Genomic DNA, 19,472 nt, shown 5'->3' on the forward strand with positions numbered 1-19,472 from the left:
CTTAAGCTTAAGCGCCGAAGAAATTTTTTAAGGTTGATTTAGGAAAGCATGGTACACTAGAACCGTCATATATATGGGAGGAAAAAAATCCATGATAAACCTATTAATAGTTGAAGACGAAGCGACGCTTTCAAATAATATAAAAGAAATTTTGGCCGACCTTGGAGAAATTAAACAAGTGTACGACGGTGAGGAAGGCTTATTTGAAGCAGAAAGCGGCGTATATGATCTGATTTTATTGGATTTGATGCTGCCGGAAAAAAACGGCTATGAAGTTTTAGCCCAACTCCGAGAAAAGAATATCCAAACCCCGGTGCTGATCTTGACTGCTAAAGACAGTTTGGAAGACAAAGTGACCGGTTTTCAAAAAGGTGCAGATGATTATTTAACAAAACCTTTTTACCGCGAAGAATTGATCATGCGCGTCAAAGCGCTCCTAAAACGCTCATTGGGCCTATTTTCCGAAAACCAATTAGTCTATCAAAAACTGACTTGCAATCTCGCTACGAAAGAAGTATCAGCCGACAGTAAGATCTTGCCGATTCAAGGAAAAGAATTTGAACTTTTAGTCTACTTTATCCAAAATAAAGGGGTGATCTTGACGAAAGAACAAATTTTCGATCGGATCTGGGGCTTTGATTCTGACACGACCCTCACAGTCGTGGAAGTCTATATGAGCCATTTGCGAAAACATTTAAAACCGACCGGCGCTGATCAGTTGTTCAAAACATTGCGAAATGTCGGCTACATCTTACAAAAGGATTGATGCTATGAATACAGAAATTTCAAGAAAACAACGCTTAAAGTTTTTCTTCATCAACGTTGCGGCGTTTGCAAGTATCTTTTTACTGCTAGGTTTCATCACTTTACAGCTTTTGCAAAGTTCGGCGTATCGACAAACGGATCTTTCTTTGACACAAATGGCCGAAAACGAGCATTTGATCGACATGGAGATCACCCGCTACCAGCAAGACGATCCCTTTCTTGCTCAGCTTCCTGCCGAGCAGCATGAAAAAGATCTTGAAGGCAACAATCGCTTCAATACCCAGATCATTTTATGGTCAAAAGACGGCAAAATATTGAATAAAAGTGTCTTAGGCGGACGCTTCACCGAACTGGAAAACTTGACGCTGGATAAAAAACAGCTGGATTCAATCGAGACATTGAATTTGGAAAGCAACTCAGATACAACACAAAAATTATCGTTCCACTCTTATACGATCAAGGCTGATCAAGGTGAGAACGTCGCCTATATCCAATTTTTAGCCAACACGAACCAGATTGCAGACTCCATGAAGACCTTTAGAACGATTTTGATTATTTGTATGGTTATCTTTTGGCTGATCTCGATTGGAATAAGCTTTTACATTTCAAAAATGAACATGCAGCCGATCATGAACTCTTGGCGTAAACAGCAAGAATTCGTGGAAAATGCTTCCCACGAATTACGGACACCCTTAACGATCATTCAAAACAGCCTGCAACAATTATTCACCAAACCGGAACATACGATCATTGAAGAATCCGAACCGATCGCGCAGGCTTTGAACGAAACACGACGCATGAAAAGTTTGACTGAAGACCTTTTGACCTTGGCGCGCAGTGATTCCAATCAACTCATCTTGCAAAAAGAATTGGTTGACCCAAAACCGTTCATCCAACAATTAGCACAGCCTTTCCAAGAAATTGCAGAGATGAACGACAAACACTTCATCTTAGAAAATTTCGCCGATCAACCTATGCTGATCGATGAAAAACGAATCCATCAAGTCTTGGTGATCTTACTGGACAATGCCTTAAAATATACCGACGCCAAAGAAACGATCGTCTTACAATCAGAGATTTCCAGCGACAACTGGCTGATTGAAGTCAAAAATGACGGTCCTTCCATCAACGACGAAGACAAAAAACATATCTTTGAGCGCTTTTATCGCGAAGACCGCTCCCGTTCTAAAGAAACCGGCGGCTACGGCTTAGGACTTTCCATTGCACAACAGATCATCACTCAACACAAAGGCAAGTTAAGCGTCCGCGATTGGCTACCCAAAGGCGTCGTTTTCCAGATTCGGCTACCCTTAAAAAAATAACATTAAATTGACAAGAAAATATAATCCAATAGTCACTCAAATATGTTAAACTCAGACAAAAGAAAAAAGAGGAGAATTCTTGTGATTGAATATACTGGCTTCGACAAAATTTATCGCGACATCGTCCTGGAGATCATCGAACTCGGCACCGATCAAGATCCAGCATTGGTCCGGGCAAAATATGCTGATGGCAGTCCTGCTCCAACACGCTTTATCCAAGGTGTCAATTTTAAGATCACCCCGGCAGACGGCATCCCAATCTTAAAATCAAAACGTGTTTTCCAAAAAACGCCGTTGATTGAATTAGAATGGATCTGGCAAGAACTATCCAACGACGTAACGTGGCTGCAAGATCATAAATGCAAAGTCTGGAACGAATGGGCCGATGAAAACAATACGATCGGCAAAGCATACGGCTATCAGCTTGCCAAAAAATGCCGCAAACTGCCTGATCACAAAGAAAAACTCAATCAAGTCGAATACGTCTTACACCAATTACAAAACAATCCCGGCTCGCGCCGTATCATGACCAGCCTTTGGGATGTCGACGATCTAGACGAGATGACTTTAGAACCATGCGTCTGGGCAACCAATTGGAAAGTCAATAACGGCGTCCTTGACCTCCACGTCAAACAACGCTCCGCTGATATGGCATTAGGCAATCCATTCAACGTCTATCAATACGCCGTCTTGCACCGTTTGATCGCGGATCAATTAGACTTTGAACTCGGCACGATGCACTGGTGCATCGATGACGCCCACGTCTACGATCGTCATATCGATGCATTGAAAGAACAATTGTCACAACCCGTTCCAGACAGCCAACCAACGCTGGTCCTGCCCGCCAAATACGACGAAAACGGCAACAAACACTCCTTCTTTGAACGAAGACTCTCTGAAGTGAAACTAGAGAACTATGAAAACAATGGCGTGTTTAAATATGAAATAGCGGAATAACAAATAGAGCCACAAACGAGTTTACGTTTGTGGCTCTGTTTTAGGTGAGGGAAAATAGAAGAGTACGTTCAGATTTGAAAAAGAACATCCCACTATCTTGTTTAAGCATCATACACAAAAAATAGATTGTTAAATTAGGACGTTTTTGGAAAATAGTTATTATATTTTTTACTTAAGATTTTAACCTTATTATAGAAAGCAACTCTTTTGAAAGTTTTGACCGCAATCCCCCCACATCATAAATGAAACGGGATCACACGATTCAAATTTAATTTTTAATCAAAGCAATTAGTTCCTTGCTTTTTTAAGCGCCTCCCGAAGCTCCTTATCCACTGCATAAATGTATAGCCCGTTAACGCCTCTCGTCATTAACACATTCAACTCATTCTTAAGGAGAAAATCAGAAACATCTATTTTTTCCCCATTCTTTCCCGCACGCATTTGAATAGCTTTCTTGTTTTTGCTTGCTGTTTTGTCAAAAATAATCTTACCATCTCGATATTTTACTGATGGACCTATAATAACGCCCGCATAGTTAAGATCAAAACCTTGAATCGTAAAAGTCGATCCTACCTCACCAATTGTTTGGGCTTGTTCTGCCCAAGCTTGATTACGAGTTCTTCGTTTTTCTTTCCTTGTTTGCGGGAGTTGTAAATTCCATGGTAACCGCCATTCTCCAATTTTCACATTCCAATATTCTTCATCATTCGGCTTACGTTTATCCACATAATCCCAATCAAAAGTTGCTAAAATACGAGAAATTCCTGATTCTTCATTTTGTGCTTTCTTTTGAATTCTTTTATACATTTCTTCGGGATCATCAAATATTTTAATCGCATAATTTTTAGAATCAACCGGGATACGTTCAATTGTTCCATTATCAATAAGATTCCGAATCCACTTTACAGTTTCCTTATCCGCGTTAATTCGTAATTGATTTTCCAAATGAATGTAATTATTATTGAGATTTGCTTCATGAATTGTTTCTAGCATATCCTGCTCATCCCAGTACTGTTCACGAGAAAGAATTTGATTACGATCAAGTACTGCTACAACAACTTTAGCGCGTTTCAAGAGATCCTTAAGCTGATTTTTCCCACGGTAAGATTGTTTCCCTTGAGTCCATAATAAATGTGCTTCATCAACTACGACAATATCTACTTTCTCATCTTCTGAATGATTATTAATAAATCTCGTCGGTTTCGAGACAACGTCTTGATTTCTCTTTGACAAAATACCTAACTTCGAAGCAATTTGTTCATAAACTTTCAACTGCTGATTATGATTCACTAATAAATATTGATTGGTATTCTTAAGTACTACGTTTTCAGACTCCTCTAAAGAAAGTTGACTTAGTTCATAAAACAGACTGCTTAATAACACCGTTTTACCCGATCCAGCTTCACCTTCAACAATAATTAATTGACCTTCTTTATTTCGATTTATTGCTTCTGTTACCTTTAGAATAATATCTTCACGAGCATTCATCTGTTCTCTAGTTAGTTTATGAAAAGGTGAGGCTTTAAAAATAGCTGAATCCCTAATTATTCTTTCAAGCGGAAATAACTCTTTATTTTTTTGCTGTAGTTTCTTCCAAATTTCTGAAAAGATACTTCCTAGTTCTTCTGAAGTATAACAATCATTTTGTGGATTTGTTCTACGATTATTCAAATTTTCAACAGCTTCAACACTAGACAAATACTGCATTAGCCGATTTTCAATATCTAAAGTTAATGACTTGTTGAAATGTTCATGACCTACTACAAACATCTTTGCTTGGTCGGAATCAGATAGTTCTTGCCAATCTTCACGAAGCTCTTTTAAATGTTCAATCGTGCGCCGCTTAATATCTGCAGTTTCACCGATATAAACGGAATATTTTGATGAGCCTTTCTTGTCATTCACGATATAAACTGTTGGATAACTGAGCATCACTTTTTGCTCTTTTTTACCTTTATTCTGAATTTTTTCTTCTAAAGAATTAAGAGATTCTTTTGAATAATCAATTTCATAAATAATTGGTTTTGATAATTTCATACGACACCTCAACAATCCAAAATTTCCCAATTTTGACTTAATTATACCGTAGGATATTTTGTTTATCGAGATAGTTTTATGTTAAATCATACAATAATAAATTTACAATCAGTTATTGATTTGATTAGTACTACTATTTATCACAAATACCAACTATTAAAACCAGAGACACTTTCTAATATTCCCTGTAACTTATAATGAATCCAATTGCCCATACAAATTACTTGGAGCTATTTATCTATTTCACAAACGGTATCATATCATCTGTCAGCTGATCAAAATTCAATTGATTGACTTCTTCAACTTGTTGGATCATCCATTTGGGTAAATTACCGGGCTTCAGTCCACCGCAGATCGCACCGCTGATTGCGCCTATAGTATCAGTGTCCCAGCCTAGTGAAGCACTTAATTGTACAGCTTTTAGTGGGTCCCCTTTGGCCAATTGAACGATAGAAAAAGCACTTGGAATTGTTTCAATTGTCTCCATTCCCGTACCGATTTCCTCATATAATCGCTGTAAAATTAGTTGTTCATCTGTCTCTTGCTGCACGATAATTCGTGCTTGTTTCATGCGGAAAATCAAAGAAGCAGATGGAAAGTCATGACCATATTGTTTCGCAGCAGTAATAGCTTCAAAGGCCAGTGACCAAATTTCATCGATTGATTGCCCGCCGCGAGCAGTATAACTAACGGCGGCCGCCACTGCACTAGCGCCAGCAATCGCAATTTTTGTATTATGTGTAGGTAGACAGATTTCTGCGACATTTTTCACCAACATAGGCAGCTTTCGATAATCGCTAATTAATCCAATTGGTGCAATTTTCATAGAAGCACCATTAGTGGTACCAGCAACACCCGTTTCTTCAATCGAAACGCCTTTAGCAATCTTATCTAATGCTTTTAGCGTTGATGGTCCTGAGACAAAAGCCGAAACGGTTGAGCAGTCATTCCATTCCCGCAGTTCTGCAATGTAATCAGCTACACGGATCTGACCTTGATTCTTTTGGATCATGGATAAAATCATCAATACATTCAATGTATCATCTGTAATTGCACCTGCTGACAGTTTCCTACCAAAGATGTCATTTTCGTTTGAAGCGACTAATTGTTTCACACCATTAGGAAAGTGCTGACGAATTTTTTCTTGTGACCAGCATTCTGTCGGCATCCCCATTGCATCTCCTAAAGCTCCGCCAGCCAAGATACCCCATATTCTTTCTCTCATTCTAATGGACCTCCGCTAAATTTTTGGATTCTATTTGGTTATTAAAAGGAATTACTGTCATTACTTTATCCTTTATTTTGACACTGCCGTTTTGTTGACACAGAATATCTAAGAATTGATTTGAATTTGTCACAGTCACAAAAGTCTCTACGGAATATCCTGCATTGATTACTTTTTTCAAGTCAACCTCCAGAATTTTTTCTCCTTGCGTCACTGTCTGACCTTTTTTTACAAATGGCTTAAACCCTTTTCCTTCTAGCTCAACAGTGTCGATCCCAATATGGATTAAGACATCAATTCCAGTGTCACTAGTGATCCCAATTGCATGTCCACTAGGAAACACAGTTTTGATAACACCAGATACTGGGGAAACAACTTCTCCTTTTTCAGGTACAATAATAAATCCGTTACCTAACGCTTTTGAAGCAAAACTTGGATCTGCTGCACTTTCGATCGGTTTTATTTGTCCTTCTAACGGAGAAATCAAGAATTCTGTTTTCACTAATTCTTTTTCTTCAGATTGAACTACATCTTCTTTTGATTTAAAAGTCATATAAGTTAAAATAAATGCCACTGCTGCTGTCGCAATCGAAGCAATAATTGCTGTGATTAAACCATTCATACTACCAGTTTCAGGATTGATAAAGGCTGCAAAGCCTAAGATTCCAAACGACATGGCATACATCTTAGTAGCAGATAATGCCAAAATTAGCGACCCAACAGCTCCTCCAATCATCGAAAATGCAAACCGTTTTTTCACAGGCAAACTAAATCCGTAGATTGCTGGTTCAATGATACAGAACAAACCTGATACCATGGCTGGAATTGCCAGTGTCTTTTGATCCTTTGACCGAGTTCGTAAAAAAACTGCCAAAACCACTGCAGTTTGCGCAAAATTTGCTGTAAACGACATCGGAAAAATGTAGTCTACACCAGATTGAGCCAAGTTTGTAATTCCAATTGCTGAAATCGGCCAATGTAATCCAAAAATTACAAGGGGTTGATACAATAAAGCAACGGCTAATGAGGTAATTATCGGTGAAATGGTATACAGACCTGATACTCCCGCACTGATTAAAGAGCTGAGCACGTTAGTAATAGGGCCGACAATTAAAATGGTTAATGGGACCGTAATTAAAATTGTCAAAAAGGACGTCACATTATGAGCAATCACTGAAGGAATCATTCTTTTCAGCCAACTCTCTATTTTTGAACCTACATAAACAATGAAAATAATTGGAATCACTGTGTATTGATAACCACTTGCTGGAAATAAAATTGGGATACCAAAGAACGTATTATAAACAGGTGTTTGAAACAAGGTCCCATTAAATAATGTATACAGTACATCCCCGCTTGTCAGACCTGTCATTAATTCTGGAATCAGCAATGTAGCACCTAACATCATACCAACGAAAGGATTCATCTTAAATGCTTTGGCACTTGTATAACCTAGAGTAACCGGTAGAAAATAAAAAACTGCCTGACCCATCGCATGTAAAATAATATAAGCACCATCATTTATTGATAGGATATGGGTTGCGGTTAATAATGCCAAAATTCCTTGCAACAAGCCTGAAGCAGTTAATATTCCTAAGACAGGCGTGATTACTTTCGTAATAGTATCAACTAATGCACTTACTAGCCCCTTTTTTTCTTCATCTGGTGCAGCATTTTTTCCACCCAATTGTTCTTGCACGACTTGAAAGATCTCTGCCACATTGGTACCTACCACAACTTGGAACCGACCCCCAGCAAATTGTGCACTCATAATTTCTGATGATTTTACAAGTGCTTCTTTTTGTACTAAGGAATCATCCTTCAGTGTGAAGCGCAATCTCGTCATACAATGCGTTACGCTTAAAACATTTTCTCGTCCTCCAATATTTTTCAAAATAAATGAAACAAGTGCTTGGTATTTTTCCATTCTGCCTCTCTCCTTTTTTAATATAAAAAGGCAACACTCAAACAAGAGACTATTCATCTCTTATTTGGGTGTTGCCTGCATGATCAGTTACAATCCCTTTTATTTAATTAACCGCTGGACATGTAAAATTAAGTACATTTCCTCTTCCGGGTAGATCTGACAATCTAATTTTCCCTGCAAATAATTTCTAATAATTTCAACGCTTTGCGTCGCCTTTGGATAGAATCTAAGTACTTGATCAAACATTTCCGGTACTGTTTCTCGTCTCGGTTCGTTAATTATGACACGTTGAATAAAGAATTTCAAGTGGGTAACAAACCGCACATAATTCAACGAATCCGTATCCAGCTCAATATTCAAACGATCTTCTACTATCAACACGATTTTTTGTAGCATCTCCGTTGTCAGTAAGGTTTGGGCCGTATCGTTGTTCAACCCACCATTGATAAAATGTAACGCAATGAAACCAGCTTCATCTTCATTCAGTTCAATACCTTCATAATAAGTAATCTGTTTCAAAGCACTTATTCCTGCATTATACTCTTTAGGATAGAATTTCTTGATTTCTAGTAATAAAGCGTTTCGGATCCGCTCACCTTTTCTAAAACGGTTCACAGCGTAATTAATATGATCAGCCAGACCAATATAAGTATTGCCGTCAAAGTTTTTTTGCAGTTCAACTTCAGCATTTTTAATAATCAAAGTCACCAGTTCTAGTCGATTGACGGGTACTTCTTCAATTAATTGAACAAAACGATCAGTGACATTCGGCGAATCTACTACAAATATCTTTTCAATCTTGGCTTCATCAACGATTTGGCCAATTTTTTTATTAAACGCTAAGCCCCTACCAATCAAAATTCGTTCCAAACCCTTCGCATCAATTACTAAAACGACATTATTGTTAAAAATCTTCTTTATTTTAAGCAAGCCGATCCTCCATCCCTAACAAACATTCATAAATCATAGTACCGTTTCTTTTTCATTTGTCAAGACGGTAAAATTCGTGTATATATCCCAATTTCATTTTTATACCTGTTCTAAAAAGAAAAAAAGCGTTTTTTTATTAACTATAATTATATATACGAGCTTATTGTTAATATAAACAGAATTGAAAACACTGAATCTATCATCTACTTTTTCAAAACGAAAAATAATAAACTAAAAACATTAATAATCGCTCCATTCGTAATTTTATCAGTCTCTCTACTTCAATCTACTACTACTTTCAAGGCACCGTAAAATTATGGCACATTGCTGCATACACGGTCAAAATAACTTGTTCGCGCCAGTTTTTCATGATCGGGATCTCTGGGAAAAAATGCAGCAACAATGTGGTCCATTCCGTTTATGAAAAATATGCTTGAAAATAGAAGAAATAGCGTTTCATTTTTCGGCCTGGTTGCTGTATGTAAAGTGTTCGAATGAGTTCGAAACACGGGGTATCGATTGCTTCCGTACTTAATTCGCCACGAATTTGTAGAAGGCGTACTAATTTGATGACAGTGGCTGCGTCAGAACTGGTCTGGTAATAAGCAGTGATGCGTTTTTCTAAGGTTTTTTGTTTCAATCGAAACATCTGACTGATAGTAAAGGGATGTTTTTGCATAAATACGCCTCCTTTTCGAAAGTTTTTGTTCTTCTTTAGTATTAACGAAAGTTTTGCGTTAAATGCGCAACTTTTTTTCACAGCAAAAAGAATTTCAAAACGATACGCAAAAAATCGCGATCTTAATAAAAAAATAGTTGCAAAAATTTTTTCGATTTCACAAGCATTTTTTTCAACTTGCATTAATTATTAAATAACTTAAATCAAGAAATATCTATGTAAATATCCGCTTTTATCCCAGTTGTTCAAAAATATAAATAATCAATTTCTACCTTAATAAAATAGAATTTTTTGCTTTACGTCCTTTAAATAGCTCTACCGATAATAAAAATCCATTATTTTTTTAAAAACAATTTTTCTTAATCCATTAGGTACTACTTAGTTTTTTCACAAATAGAAATGATGATTTTTTTATTTTTACCACAAAAAGAAAGCGTGTACATATTTGTTATTTAGCTTATATTGGTTTTGCGAGTCACAAAAAAATCGCAAGAGAGGATGTTTTTATGGTTAATTTTGAGCGCAATGATTATTTGGATAGCTACTGGTCTGAACTATGGGAGAACTGTTTGAAGCAAGCGGAGCCTTTTGATCCGCTAAGTGTTGCTGAGATCACTTTGATTGCTCCACTTCCTGAACAAACAGGCGTTTTGATTTTCACTGACACAAGAATTTATCATAGCGAAGAAAGCGGCTTAGCGGTACTTCAGCGTTATTCTTTTGCTCATTGTTTCCATCATTACAAATTAATTTGTGGTTGTCTCAAAGCACTCGCCTGTTTTGGTTCTTATAAATTCCCTTGGGTCTGCCCGTACTTTGCGCTTTTTCCATTGGAAAATACTCAGCGGACGATCTGGATCAATCCATTGAAAATTTCGAAGCTGCGCTGCGAGCACGGTTGTTATTATGCGGAAATGCTCACTGGCCCAAGACTTGCTCTGCCAATTTTGCGGCGCAGTCTAATTATGCGGGCAGAACTTACCTGTTATATCCTCGCACTGATTCGCCGTGATTTTTTTCGTTTTGCTAAAAAAGCAAATACACCACTGGCTTATTTGGAGCTGCCGGATACTTATTTTGCTCGTTTGTTGAGTAAGCGGCCGCGCTTGGTTCAGTTTACGCATCAAATTGGCGAATTCACCCGTCATTACAACAAGGTTTATTTTCTCCATCACTATGAAAAATTAGAAGCTGATCCTGATACTATCGATTGGACTGCTTGGTAGATAAAAACCACCGGATACTTCTCATTTATTGGAGTATCCGGTGGTTTATTGATTACTTTTTTGCCTGCTGCATTTTTTCTAAGATCCCCAAAGTATACAGTCTCACCGACATTCGGTATACTTGTTTCAGCAAGACTGATCGTCTCTAGTTGCTAATTTTTTCATAGATCCAATCAGTCAAGGCGTGAAATTTAAAAAAATTCTCTTCAATATTCGAAACAAGGAGGTTCATTCGATGGAAAAAGAAAAGCCCTCAAAATTGATCCAATTTTTTGGTGGTAAGACATCGTATTACATCATCGGGCTGATCATTTTAAGTACCTTAGCGATTTATTTATTGAACACGGTGTCTTTTATTTTCAGACCGCTCGTCGTAATCATCACTACAATCTTACCCCCTATGATTTTTGCGTTATTATTGTATTATTTATTAAATCCGGTGGTCAACTTTTTAAGTAAAAAAGGCCTCCCGCGGCTCATCAGCATCGTACTCACTTATGTGGTGATCATCGGTCTACTTTTTTTCGGTGGAGCAAGACTCATACCGGTGATCCAAACCCAAGCACAGGATTTGATCACGCAATTTCCTAAATACGTGGATGATCTCCAAAACGCGATCAAAAATATTTTAGATGCAACACCGTTTGCGGCGTCTTCAGATCAAGCATTGAATTCATTGGACAAATTAACGAAAGAAGCTTGGAGCTATTTAGGCGAAAATTGGCAAGACGGTGCAAAAGGTTTAGGAACGTTATTTTCTGCCGTTTCCAGCACCGCAATTACTTTGTTTACTGGACCGATCATTGCCTTTTTCTTGATCCAAAATCCACATAAACTTTACAATGCCATGATTGAATTAATCCCGCCGCGTTTTAGAAAAGATTCAAGCGCGCTGGTCAAAATCGCAAACCAACAACTTGGAGCTTTTCTAAAAGGACAAGTGATCGCTTCGTTATTGCTAGGGCTGATCTATTGGGTCGTTTTCTTACTTTTAGGTATGGAATTTGCGACAGTCATCGCACTGGCAGCAGGGATCTTGAGTATCATTCCTTACATTGGCTCATTTTTAGCTTTCATTCCAGGGGTCTTTATTGCCTTTCAAGATTCGACATTTATGGTCGTCAAATTTGTGATCGCCTGGTTTGTCGTTCAATTGCTTCACGGTGATCTCGTTGTTCCCCGCGTCATGGGGGATAAATTGAAGATCCATCCGATCACGATCTTAGTCGTCTTACTCGTTATGGGCGATCTTTTAGGTTTAGTCGGTGTAATCTTTGGTATTCCGATCTATTCCATGGTCAAATTGATCGTTGTTTTTGCTTTCCGCAAATTCAAACAACGGTACAATAAGTATTTTGCTGATGAAGGCGCCTATCGCAATACAGGTTTTTCAGAAGACGATTATTTATAAAAAAAAGACTCCAATTTCCCAAAAAAGGAAACTGGAGTCTTTTTTCTTACCTATCATAAATACTTGTTCGTTCTACTTTAGAGATAAATCGAAAAGAACATCAGCAACGCACCTAACATCACAAATAAATGCCAAACAACATGCATGTAGCGTCTATTTTTCATGCTATAAAAAACCGAGCCAACCGTATAGGCGATCCCGCCGCCAACTAACAGTAATAATCCTTTCAAGCCAACACTATGATACAAGCTTGGTAATGCAATTACGACTGCCCAGCCCATCACATTATAAATGATTGTAGATAATTTTGAGACCGATTTCACTTTACTTAGCGTCAAACTTTTATAAACAATCCCAACAATCGCAGCCAGCCAAATGATACTGAGCAAGACGATTCCGATTGCTCCTCTAATGTACAACAAGCAATACGGGGTGTACGTTCCGGCGATCAATAAGTAAATCGAACAGTGATCAAAAACTTGAAAGACTTTTTTCGCTTTTGTAAAAATCAAACTATGGTACAGCGTCGATGCTAAAAACAGCACCGATAGTGACCCACCATAGATGATGAAAGAAACATAATCCAACCCACTATCTGCCTTTTTCAACAAAAAAACAAATCCGACAATACTTAAAACTACCCCGATACCATGTGTCACTGCATTCAATACTTCATTTGTGATCAAATATTTTCGGCTAAATTGTGTATCCATTTAGTGTTCACCTCAATTTATTTATTAAAGATAATGTAACACAGTTAACAAAATAATTCAATCTAGTTTACGAAACCAGATGACAGATCAACCTAAGACGATTCCCTCCTTGATCAATTTGTAACCAAAAATCAGTTCCTCTTCGAAAAATAGCTCCGCCTCCTTCGTCTCATTTAAAACGTGGATCAATTCATTCAATGTCAATCGATGATTGGGCTGTTTTTTCAAAATGATTTTTGTCTCAGTGGCATTGATCCTTAATTGATTCGTCTGTTTTTCATCGTCAGTGACAAAGACATAGGTATAAGAAGATAATTTTTTTAATTCTCCTGCAGCATCCACTTGGATCGCCGTCAATAAGTCCTTCGCTCTCATTTCATTCACCTCGTATGCAGCTTGCCTGTTGCTATTATTATAGCAAAAAAAAACGATGACCTCGGGAAAAATGCTCCCTAGGTCATCGTCTGCTGCTTAATTTCGATCCAAACTTTTGGCGATTGTATTGCCTATTGACTGCACGATCTGAACTAAGATGATCAGTAAAATAATCGTCGTATACATCACTGCCGGTTCATTTCGTAAGAATCCATACTGGTATGCGATACTGCCTAGACCGCCGGCACCGACTAATCCAGCCATTGCAGTCGCACCGATCAAACCGATCATCGCGATTGTCAATCCCCGAATGATTCCACCGCGCGCTTCTCTTAACAACACGTTGCTAATGATATGGAAATTACTGATTCCCATCGCTTGATAGGCTTCGATCACTCCGCCATCGACTTCTAACAGTGAGGTCTCTACCAATCGCGCCAAGTACGGTGCCGTGTAAATAATCAGCGGCAACAACACGCCTTGGACCCCGATTGTTGTTCCCATGATCAGTTTTGTCAACGGCAAGATCAAGAACAATAAAATAATAAACGGTAATGAACGCAAGACGTTGATCACACTATTTAAAATCGAGTACAACGTAAAATTACTGCTCAACCCGCCTGGACGAGCAATCACCAGCAATACGCCTAACGGTATGCCGATTAAAATCGATAAACCTAACGCGACACAGACCATCACGAGTGTTTGCCCTAATCCTTCGATCACGACACTTCCCCACTGACTCCAAAATTCGCTCATTACACTACCTCCTCAACGATGATCCCTTGACTTTGAATGTATTCTTTCGCCGCTTGAAAATCAGCATCGCTTCCGCCAGCAAACTGGACCAGCAATCGCCCGTGCCGTTTTTCTTTCAAGTAGCCGATATTTCCGCTAAGAATATTAGGGCTCAACGGAAAATCTTTCGAAACTTTTGCCAAAACCGGCTCAGTCGCTTCATCGCCAATAAATTGCAGCTGTACCAATCGTCCAGTCCCTTTATAGGCCGCTAAAACTTCTTCAGGGACGTTGTAGTTGTCGTTAGCTCCAATGAATCGTTTCGTCGTTTCTTCTTCAGGACGGGTAAATAAATTAATCACAGGACCCGCTTCTACGATCTTCCCGTCTTCCATCACAGCCACGCGATCACAGATGCGTTGAACGACTTCGATTTCATGAGTGATCAAAAAGATCGTGATTCCTAACTCTTGATTGATTTTTGCCAATAAAGTCAAGATCGATTCAGTCGTCTCAGGATCTAGCGCGCTCGTCGCTTCATCCGATAACAAAATCTCTGGTTCATGCGCCAATGCTCGTGCAATTGCCACTCGTTGCCGCTGTCCGCCTGACAATTGCGCTGGATAATTGTCCTTGCGATCAGTCAAGCCGACTAAGTCTAAATATTTTGCGACCCGTTTGGCGATCACCTCTTTAGGGACCCCTTCTAACTTCAACGGTTTCGCGATATTTTCATAAACGGTTGCCGTCGACAATAAATTATATCCTTGGAAAATCATGCCGATTTTCCGTCTAGTTAACAATAATTCTTTTTTGTTCAGCTCACGCAGATTTTGGCCATTAATCAAGATATCGCCAGTCGTTGGTGGTTCCAGAAAATTGATCATGCGGATCAAAGTTGATTTACCTGCGCCTGAATACCCGACAACACCAAAAATCTCTCCCTGTTCAATCGTCAAATCAACTTCCTTGACTGCTTCTATTCGACGTTTTTTCTGCTGATAGATTTTTGAGACATTTTTAAGTTCAATCATGTGACGCTTCCTTCCTCATTCGCATTAATTTTTTTCTAGAAAACTCAGCCTGCTGATTCCCCAACTTAGGCGGTCCTTGCATACTTTGTTTAAAACGCTGGAACTACTGATCCTTTGAATTCTTCTTCAATAAATTTCTTTGTTTCATCTGATTGGTAGTATTTTTTAATTTCTTTAACGACCTTGTCGTCTTTATTTTCTGTCCGAACTGCAAAAACATTGAAATTAGGATTGTCTTCTAATGGTTCGTGGTAGATCGCATCATCATTGATGGTCAAACCTGCGCCAAAGGCAAAATTGGTATTGATTGCGGCAGCTGCCAACTCGCCAAGTTGCGATGGAATTTGAGATGCTTCTAACTCAACGATTTCGATGTTTTTTGGATTTTCAGCCACGTCATTTTTCGTCGCTTTGATTTCAACACCGTCTTTTAATTTCAAGACATCCGCTTCTTCCAATAATTTCAATGCCCGATATTCATTTGTTGGATCATTCGGTACACCGACTTTATCGCCTGATTGAAGTTTACTTAAATCTGAGATTTTTTTAGAGTAAACTCCTAATGGGAATGCGACTGTTTTAAAGGCCGATTCGATCTTGTAATCTTTGTCTTTTACTTGTTGTTCTAAAAATGAAAGTGTTTGATAGCTGTTGCCGTCTAAATCTCCATCGCTTAACGCGGTATTTGGCGTATTATAATCATCAAAACTTTTTACTGTGATTTCGATTCCGTCTTTTTTGGCTTGCTTAGCAACTTCTTCTAAAATTTCTTGATGCGGACCTGAAGTCACACCGATCGTCACTTTTTTCTCATCCAATTGTTTTGCTTCATCTTTACTGCCGCAACCAGCTAATAACCCGCCTACTGCCAACACTGCTACACTCAATAAAATCCCTTTACCAAACTTTTTCATTTTTAATTCCTCCTATTTTTATCCATTTTCTACTAGCTACGGTTAAATACTTCATTAACAAAAAGAGTAACTACAAAAAAAGCCCGCCCTCTTCCATTTATAGGAAAAGGACGAGCATGCTCGCGTTACCACCTTCATTTGCAACCGTCTCACAACGAGTGCCTCAACAAGTACAATTTTATACTTGAGCATTGTTAACGAGTGCCGCCCCGTCACTGCCTACTTATCGACAGTGCCATTCAGAGACCATTTTCTAAATCCTTCCGCATATCCGCTCTCACCTGCCCGGATTCTCTTTGATGCTTTACGACCTATACTTTTCTCTTCATCACGTTTCTTTAAATTGATAAATCGTATCTTACACGCTTAAATGAACGGTGTCAATAGTTTTTATCACTGAAAACACATTTGACTTTAATTTTAACAACAGATAAACTAGTTTAAATCTCATTAAAGGAGTTAAAAACAATGGATATTACAACTGAAGTACGTCCCGGTACCAATCGCTACGTTAGCGGAGAAGGTCTTCTTCATGATCTCCCTAGTTATTTAGACGGCTTCGAAAAAATTGCTGTCATTACTGGTGAAAAATCTTTTGAAGCTTTTCAAAACTATTATCAAAAGGAACTTCCCTACCCTACGCATCGCTATGACGGCAGCTCCAGCCATGAAAATGCAGTCGAATTAGCAAATAAAATCGAACACGCTGACTTGCTGCTAGCGATTGGTGGCGGACGCGTGATTGACACAGCAAAAATGGCGGCGGAAGAACTGAACGCTGAATTATTAGTCCTTCCAACTTTAATTTCAAATTGCGCTCCATTCACTCCGATCGTTGCTGTCTATCACCCAGACCGAACATTCAAATCCATCGGCTACATGAAACGTGCCCCGTTCTTAACATTAGTTGATTCAAAATTTTTGTTAGGCACACCCAAAGACTACTTTGTAGCAGGGATCGGTGATACTTTAGCAAAATGGTATGAGATCGAAGGTATCACTCGCAGTCTGTCAGACGAACAAAAATCAGCTTATGTTCGCCTTGGGATTGCTAGTGCCAAAGCGATTCAAGAACTACTGATTCAAGACGCTATTACTGCCATTAATGATTTAGAACAGCTGCAGACTTCAGCTGCATTTACGCGGGTCACAGATACGATTATTGGTTTAGCCGGAGAAACCGGCGGCTTTGCAGCTTCATTTGGTCGTTCGGCTGGCGCACACGCAATCCATGACGGCCTTTCTTTTCTAGCGGCTTCACATGAGCAGCTGCATGGAAAAAAAGTTGCTTACGGAATTCTCGTTCAATTGGCTCATACAAAAAATTTAGACGAGATCCAAAATTTAAAAACATTTTATCAAGCAACGGGTTTACCGTTAAAATTAAACGAGCTGAATATTTTTGAAACGTCTAAAGAAGCATTGCTCCCTGTCATCAACCATGCCGCTTCTGCAAACGAAACTTTCAGAATGGTCGATCCTGAAATTACACCAGATCAAGTGTATCAAGCAATTCAATTAGTCGAGTCTTTATAAAGTTTACTTTTATTCCTTTGGGGTATACCTCAAAGGAATATTTTTTTGAAGTAGACTTTAATGTTATATTAAAAGTTTACTTCAACTATTTATAGCTTATTATCCAAGGATATCTATATCAACGGTTTTTCTGAAGTTTACTTTAATATATTTTCTATCTGGATATAAAAAGGTAAACTTTTAACTAAATAAAGTTTACCTTTTTAGTTTCATGCTGATCAATTGCAGTAAACCTCATATACAAAAATAACGGTTTACTTTATTTGCATCGTTGGTACGCACTGTCCTATCAACGGTTGTTTAAGGTTTACTTGTTTATTCAGGTAAACTTTTTTGTTGGTTATTAAAGTTTACCTGAATATAATAATGAATTAACGGTAAACTTTTTTCTGATTAGATAAAGTTTACTGTTTAATAAAAGTAGACTTTATTAATGATTATTTCTATTTAGAGTACACTTGTATAATAAATAGAGTTTACTTATATTTACTTAAAGTAGACCTTAAAAACAATAAATTACCTTTAAATAAGCCTTTCCAACAATTTTAAGTTTACTTTATATTTATTAAAGTAAACCTTTAGTTATTATAGAGTTTACCTATATACTTTTATCAAGTTTACTTCATCTAATTAAAGTAAACTTTTTACTATCTATTAGGTTTACTTTAAAAATATAAAATAGGTAAACTTTAATTAACCACTCGCAGTAAACTTTATTGTATTTAGAGTTTACTTCATTATTTATAATTGTAGTAAACCTTATTGCACTTTCTACAGATTTATAGTAAACTTTAAAAGAGAAATTAAGATTGGAGAATTTTTATGCCAAAAAAAGCTGAAACCTATGTAGTAGGAAATTTTAAAGGTGGCGTCGGCAAATCGACGACTGTTCAAATGCTCTCATTTGAAAGTGCCTTTCGCAAAAAACGTAAAACATTAGTTATTGATCTTGATCCTCAAGGAAATACGAGTGATGTTTTATCATTGACTGCTGAGAATTTTGGAAATGAAACACTCCCAGAAGAATTTGACTCTACGATTTGGGAGGCCGTTCGATCAGGGGAGATTGCGCCCTCAATTTATCAAATCATCCCAAATTTAGATTTGATTCCTGCGAATATTTCTTTTTCTGATTTTCCGGATTATATGATTGAAAAATATCCTGGCGATAAATTGTCCCAATTCAAGTATATGGAGACGTTGATCGAACCACTAAAAGATATTTATGATGTGATCTACATCGATGTTCCGCCGACGATCAGTACCTATTCAAATGCAGCAATGTATGTTGCAGAATATGTTATCGTCATCTTACAAACACAAGTGAAGTCCTTAAAAGGAGCGCAAAATTATATCGATTATATGAATTTCTTCATAGAACAATATGAAACAGAGCTTGAAGTGGTAGGGATCGTTCCATTTATGATGCAAAAACGGGATTCCGTTGACCAAGAGATCTATACCGCAGCAAAAGAGATCTACGGCGCACATCTTTTGAATACCGTTGTTTTGAATCAAAGCCGTTTAAAACGCTATGATGGTTCCGGTATTACTTATGAAATCAATAAAAATGGTAAAGTTGAGCAGTGGGACAAACGGGCGCACGAAGTTTTTGTAAATATTTTGGATGAAATTGATGAACATCGCCTGATTTTAAGCGGTGAAGAGTAGGGGAGACGTTAA

Annotated in this window: 17 protein-coding genes and 1 other annotated feature; of the genes, 7 read left to right on the forward strand and 10 right to left on the reverse strand. The window is 38.0% G+C overall.

Annotated features, from left to right (window positions below; translation table 11 throughout):
• The first annotated feature begins 91 nt into the window (after positions 1-91).
• The 3 genes from FFM68_RS02855 to thyA are packed head-to-tail and all read left to right on the forward strand — an operon-like array spanning position 92 to position 3,044.
• Entirely contained in the window at positions 92-766 is a 675-nt protein-coding gene (locus FFM68_RS02855; protein ID WP_137617931.1) for a response regulator transcription factor, read from the forward strand.
• 4 nt (positions 767-770) lie between these two features.
• Positions 771-2,087, forward strand: coding sequence for a sensor histidine kinase (locus tag FFM68_RS02860; protein ID WP_137617932.1), 1,317 nt, complete (start codon positions 771-773; stop codon positions 2,085-2,087).
• A gap of 42 nt (positions 2,088-2,129) precedes the next feature.
• The gene (thyA, locus tag FFM68_RS02865) at positions 2,130-3,044 is read left to right on the forward strand and encodes a thymidylate synthase (protein ID WP_239585050.1); all 915 of its coding nucleotides are present in this window, start codon (positions 2,130-2,132) and stop codon (positions 3,042-3,044) included.
• A 288-nt stretch (positions 3,045-3,332) separates the two neighbouring features.
• Here the strand turns inward: thyA and FFM68_RS02870 are convergent, their stop codons facing one another.
• The 5 genes from FFM68_RS02870 to FFM68_RS02890 all read right to left on the reverse strand — a co-directional run bounded on the left by FFM68_RS02870 (position 3,333) and on the right by FFM68_RS02890 (position 9,842).
• Positions 3,333-5,081, reverse strand: coding sequence for a DUF2075 domain-containing protein (locus tag FFM68_RS02870; RefSeq protein ID WP_137617933.1), 1,749 nt, complete (start codon positions 5,079-5,081; stop codon positions 3,333-3,335).
• A 238-nt stretch (positions 5,082-5,319) separates the two neighbouring features.
• Positions 5,320-6,306, reverse strand: a complete 987-nt coding sequence (locus FFM68_RS02875) for an ADP-ribosylglycohydrolase family protein (RefSeq protein ID WP_137617934.1) — start codon at positions 6,304-6,306, stop codon at positions 5,320-5,322.
• Position 6,307: 1 nt separating this feature from the next.
• Entirely contained in the window at positions 6,308-8,233 is a 1,926-nt protein-coding gene (locus FFM68_RS02880) for a beta-glucoside-specific PTS transporter subunit IIABC (protein WP_137617935.1), read from the reverse strand.
• A gap of 99 nt (positions 8,234-8,332) precedes the next feature.
• The gene (licT, locus tag FFM68_RS02885; RefSeq protein ID WP_137617936.1) at positions 8,333-9,163 is read right to left on the reverse strand and encodes a BglG family transcription antiterminator LicT; all 831 of its coding nucleotides are present in this window, start codon (positions 9,161-9,163) and stop codon (positions 8,333-8,335) included.
• 418 nt (positions 9,164-9,581) lie between these two features.
• Complete coding sequence (locus tag FFM68_RS02890) at positions 9,582-9,842, reverse strand: hypothetical protein (RefSeq protein ID WP_137617937.1); 261 nt, start codon at positions 9,840-9,842, stop codon at positions 9,582-9,584.
• Positions 9,843-10,348: 506 nt separating this feature from the next.
• Here FFM68_RS02890 and FFM68_RS02895 point away from each other — a divergent pair.
• Positions 10,349-11,068 carry a hypothetical protein gene (locus FFM68_RS02895; RefSeq protein WP_137617938.1) on the forward strand — a complete coding sequence of 240 codons (720 nt, stop codon included), beginning with the start codon at positions 10,349-10,351 and terminating at the stop codon, positions 11,066-11,068.
• Positions 11,069-11,303: 235 nt separating this feature from the next.
• On the forward strand, positions 11,304-12,479 hold the full coding sequence (locus FFM68_RS02900; protein ID WP_137617939.1) for an AI-2E family transporter: 1,176 nt from the start codon (positions 11,304-11,306) through the stop codon (positions 12,477-12,479).
• 77 nt (positions 12,480-12,556) lie between these two features.
• On the opposite strand, the gene trhA is transcribed toward FFM68_RS02900, so the two are convergent.
• The 5 genes from trhA to FFM68_RS02925 all read right to left on the reverse strand — a co-directional run bounded on the left by trhA (position 12,557) and on the right by FFM68_RS02925 (position 16,253).
• On the reverse strand, positions 12,557-13,192 hold the full coding sequence (trhA, locus tag FFM68_RS02905; protein ID WP_137617940.1) for a PAQR family membrane homeostasis protein TrhA: 636 nt from the start codon (positions 13,190-13,192) through the stop codon (positions 12,557-12,559).
• A gap of 87 nt (positions 13,193-13,279) precedes the next feature.
• Complete coding sequence (locus tag FFM68_RS02910) at positions 13,280-13,567, reverse strand: hypothetical protein (RefSeq protein WP_137617941.1); 288 nt, start codon at positions 13,565-13,567, stop codon at positions 13,280-13,282.
• Positions 13,568-13,663: 96 nt separating this feature from the next.
• Positions 13,664-14,326 carry a methionine ABC transporter permease gene (locus FFM68_RS02915; RefSeq protein WP_137617942.1) on the reverse strand — a complete coding sequence of 221 codons (663 nt, stop codon included), beginning with the start codon at positions 14,324-14,326 and terminating at the stop codon, positions 13,664-13,666.
• The gene (locus FFM68_RS02920; protein ID WP_137617943.1) at positions 14,326-15,339 is read right to left on the reverse strand and encodes a methionine ABC transporter ATP-binding protein; all 1,014 of its coding nucleotides are present in this window, start codon (positions 15,337-15,339) and stop codon (positions 14,326-14,328) included. Before FFM68_RS02920 ends, FFM68_RS02915 begins: the two co-directional genes overlap by 1 nt.
• A gap of 89 nt (positions 15,340-15,428) precedes the next feature.
• Positions 15,429-16,253, reverse strand: a complete 825-nt coding sequence (locus tag FFM68_RS02925) for a MetQ/NlpA family ABC transporter substrate-binding protein (protein WP_137617944.1) — start codon at positions 16,251-16,253, stop codon at positions 15,429-15,431.
• Positions 16,254-16,356: 103 nt separating this feature from the next.
• Positions 16,357-16,591, reverse strand: a binding site (T-box leader).
• A gap of 130 nt (positions 16,592-16,721) precedes the next feature.
• Here FFM68_RS02925 and FFM68_RS02930 point away from each other — a divergent pair.
• Both FFM68_RS02930 and FFM68_RS02935 read left to right on the forward strand, forming a co-directional pair.
• Positions 16,722-17,789, forward strand: a complete 1,068-nt coding sequence (locus FFM68_RS02930) for an iron-containing alcohol dehydrogenase family protein (RefSeq protein ID WP_137617945.1) — start codon at positions 16,722-16,724, stop codon at positions 17,787-17,789.
• An 822-nt stretch (positions 17,790-18,611) separates the two neighbouring features.
• Complete coding sequence (locus tag FFM68_RS02935; RefSeq protein WP_137617946.1) at positions 18,612-19,460, forward strand: ParA family protein; 849 nt, start codon at positions 18,612-18,614, stop codon at positions 19,458-19,460.
• The last annotated feature ends 12 nt before the right edge of the window (positions 19,461-19,472 follow it).

This window comes from Enterococcus xiangfangensis (assembly GCF_005405365.1).
Lineage (GTDB): Bacteria > Bacillota > Bacilli > Lactobacillales > Enterococcaceae > Enterococcus_A > Enterococcus_A xiangfangensis.

Excerpts from the sequence above, each read along its gene's own strand:
- FFM68_RS02890 (WP_137617937.1), bottom strand. The coding sequence starts at position 9,842 with ATGCAAAAACATCCCTTTACTATCAGTCAGATGTTTCGATTGAAACAA.
- FFM68_RS02925 (WP_137617944.1), bottom strand. The coding sequence starts at position 16,253 with ATGAAAAAGTTTGGTAAAGGGATTTTATTGAGTGTAGCAGTGTTGGCA.
- FFM68_RS02875 (WP_137617934.1), bottom strand. The coding sequence starts at position 6,306 with ATGAGAGAAAGAATATGGGGTATCTTGGCTGGCGGAGCTTTAGGAGAT.
- FFM68_RS02895 (WP_137617938.1), top strand. The coding sequence starts at position 10,349 with ATGGTTAATTTTGAGCGCAATGATTATTTGGATAGCTACTGGTCTGAA.
- FFM68_RS02880 (WP_137617935.1), bottom strand. The coding sequence starts at position 8,233 with ATGGAAAAATACCAAGCACTTGTTTCATTTATTTTGAAAAATATTGGA.
- thyA (WP_239585050.1), top strand. The coding sequence starts at position 2,130 with ATGTTAAACTCAGACAAAAGAAAAAAGAGGAGAATTCTTGTGATTGAA.
- FFM68_RS02900 (WP_137617939.1), top strand. The coding sequence starts at position 11,304 with ATGGAAAAAGAAAAGCCCTCAAAATTGATCCAATTTTTTGGTGGTAAG.
- trhA (WP_137617940.1), bottom strand. The coding sequence starts at position 13,192 with ATGGATACACAATTTAGCCGAAAATATTTGATCACAAATGAAGTATTG.
- FFM68_RS02930 (WP_137617945.1), top strand. The coding sequence starts at position 16,722 with ATGGATATTACAACTGAAGTACGTCCCGGTACCAATCGCTACGTTAGC.
- FFM68_RS02910 (WP_137617941.1), bottom strand. The coding sequence starts at position 13,567 with ATGAGAGCGAAGGACTTATTGACGGCGATCCAAGTGGATGCTGCAGGA.
- FFM68_RS02870 (WP_137617933.1), bottom strand. The coding sequence starts at position 5,081 with ATGAAATTATCAAAACCAATTATTTATGAAATTGATTATTCAAAAGAA.
- FFM68_RS02920 (WP_137617943.1), bottom strand. The coding sequence starts at position 15,339 with ATGATTGAACTTAAAAATGTCTCAAAAATCTATCAGCAGAAAAAACGT.
- FFM68_RS02915 (WP_137617942.1), bottom strand. The coding sequence starts at position 14,326 with ATGAGCGAATTTTGGAGTCAGTGGGGAAGTGTCGTGATCGAAGGATTA.
- FFM68_RS02935 (WP_137617946.1), top strand. The coding sequence starts at position 18,612 with ATGCCAAAAAAAGCTGAAACCTATGTAGTAGGAAATTTTAAAGGTGGC.
- FFM68_RS02855 (WP_137617931.1), top strand. The coding sequence starts at position 92 with ATGATAAACCTATTAATAGTTGAAGACGAAGCGACGCTTTCAAATAAT.
- FFM68_RS02860 (WP_137617932.1), top strand. The coding sequence starts at position 771 with ATGAATACAGAAATTTCAAGAAAACAACGCTTAAAGTTTTTCTTCATC.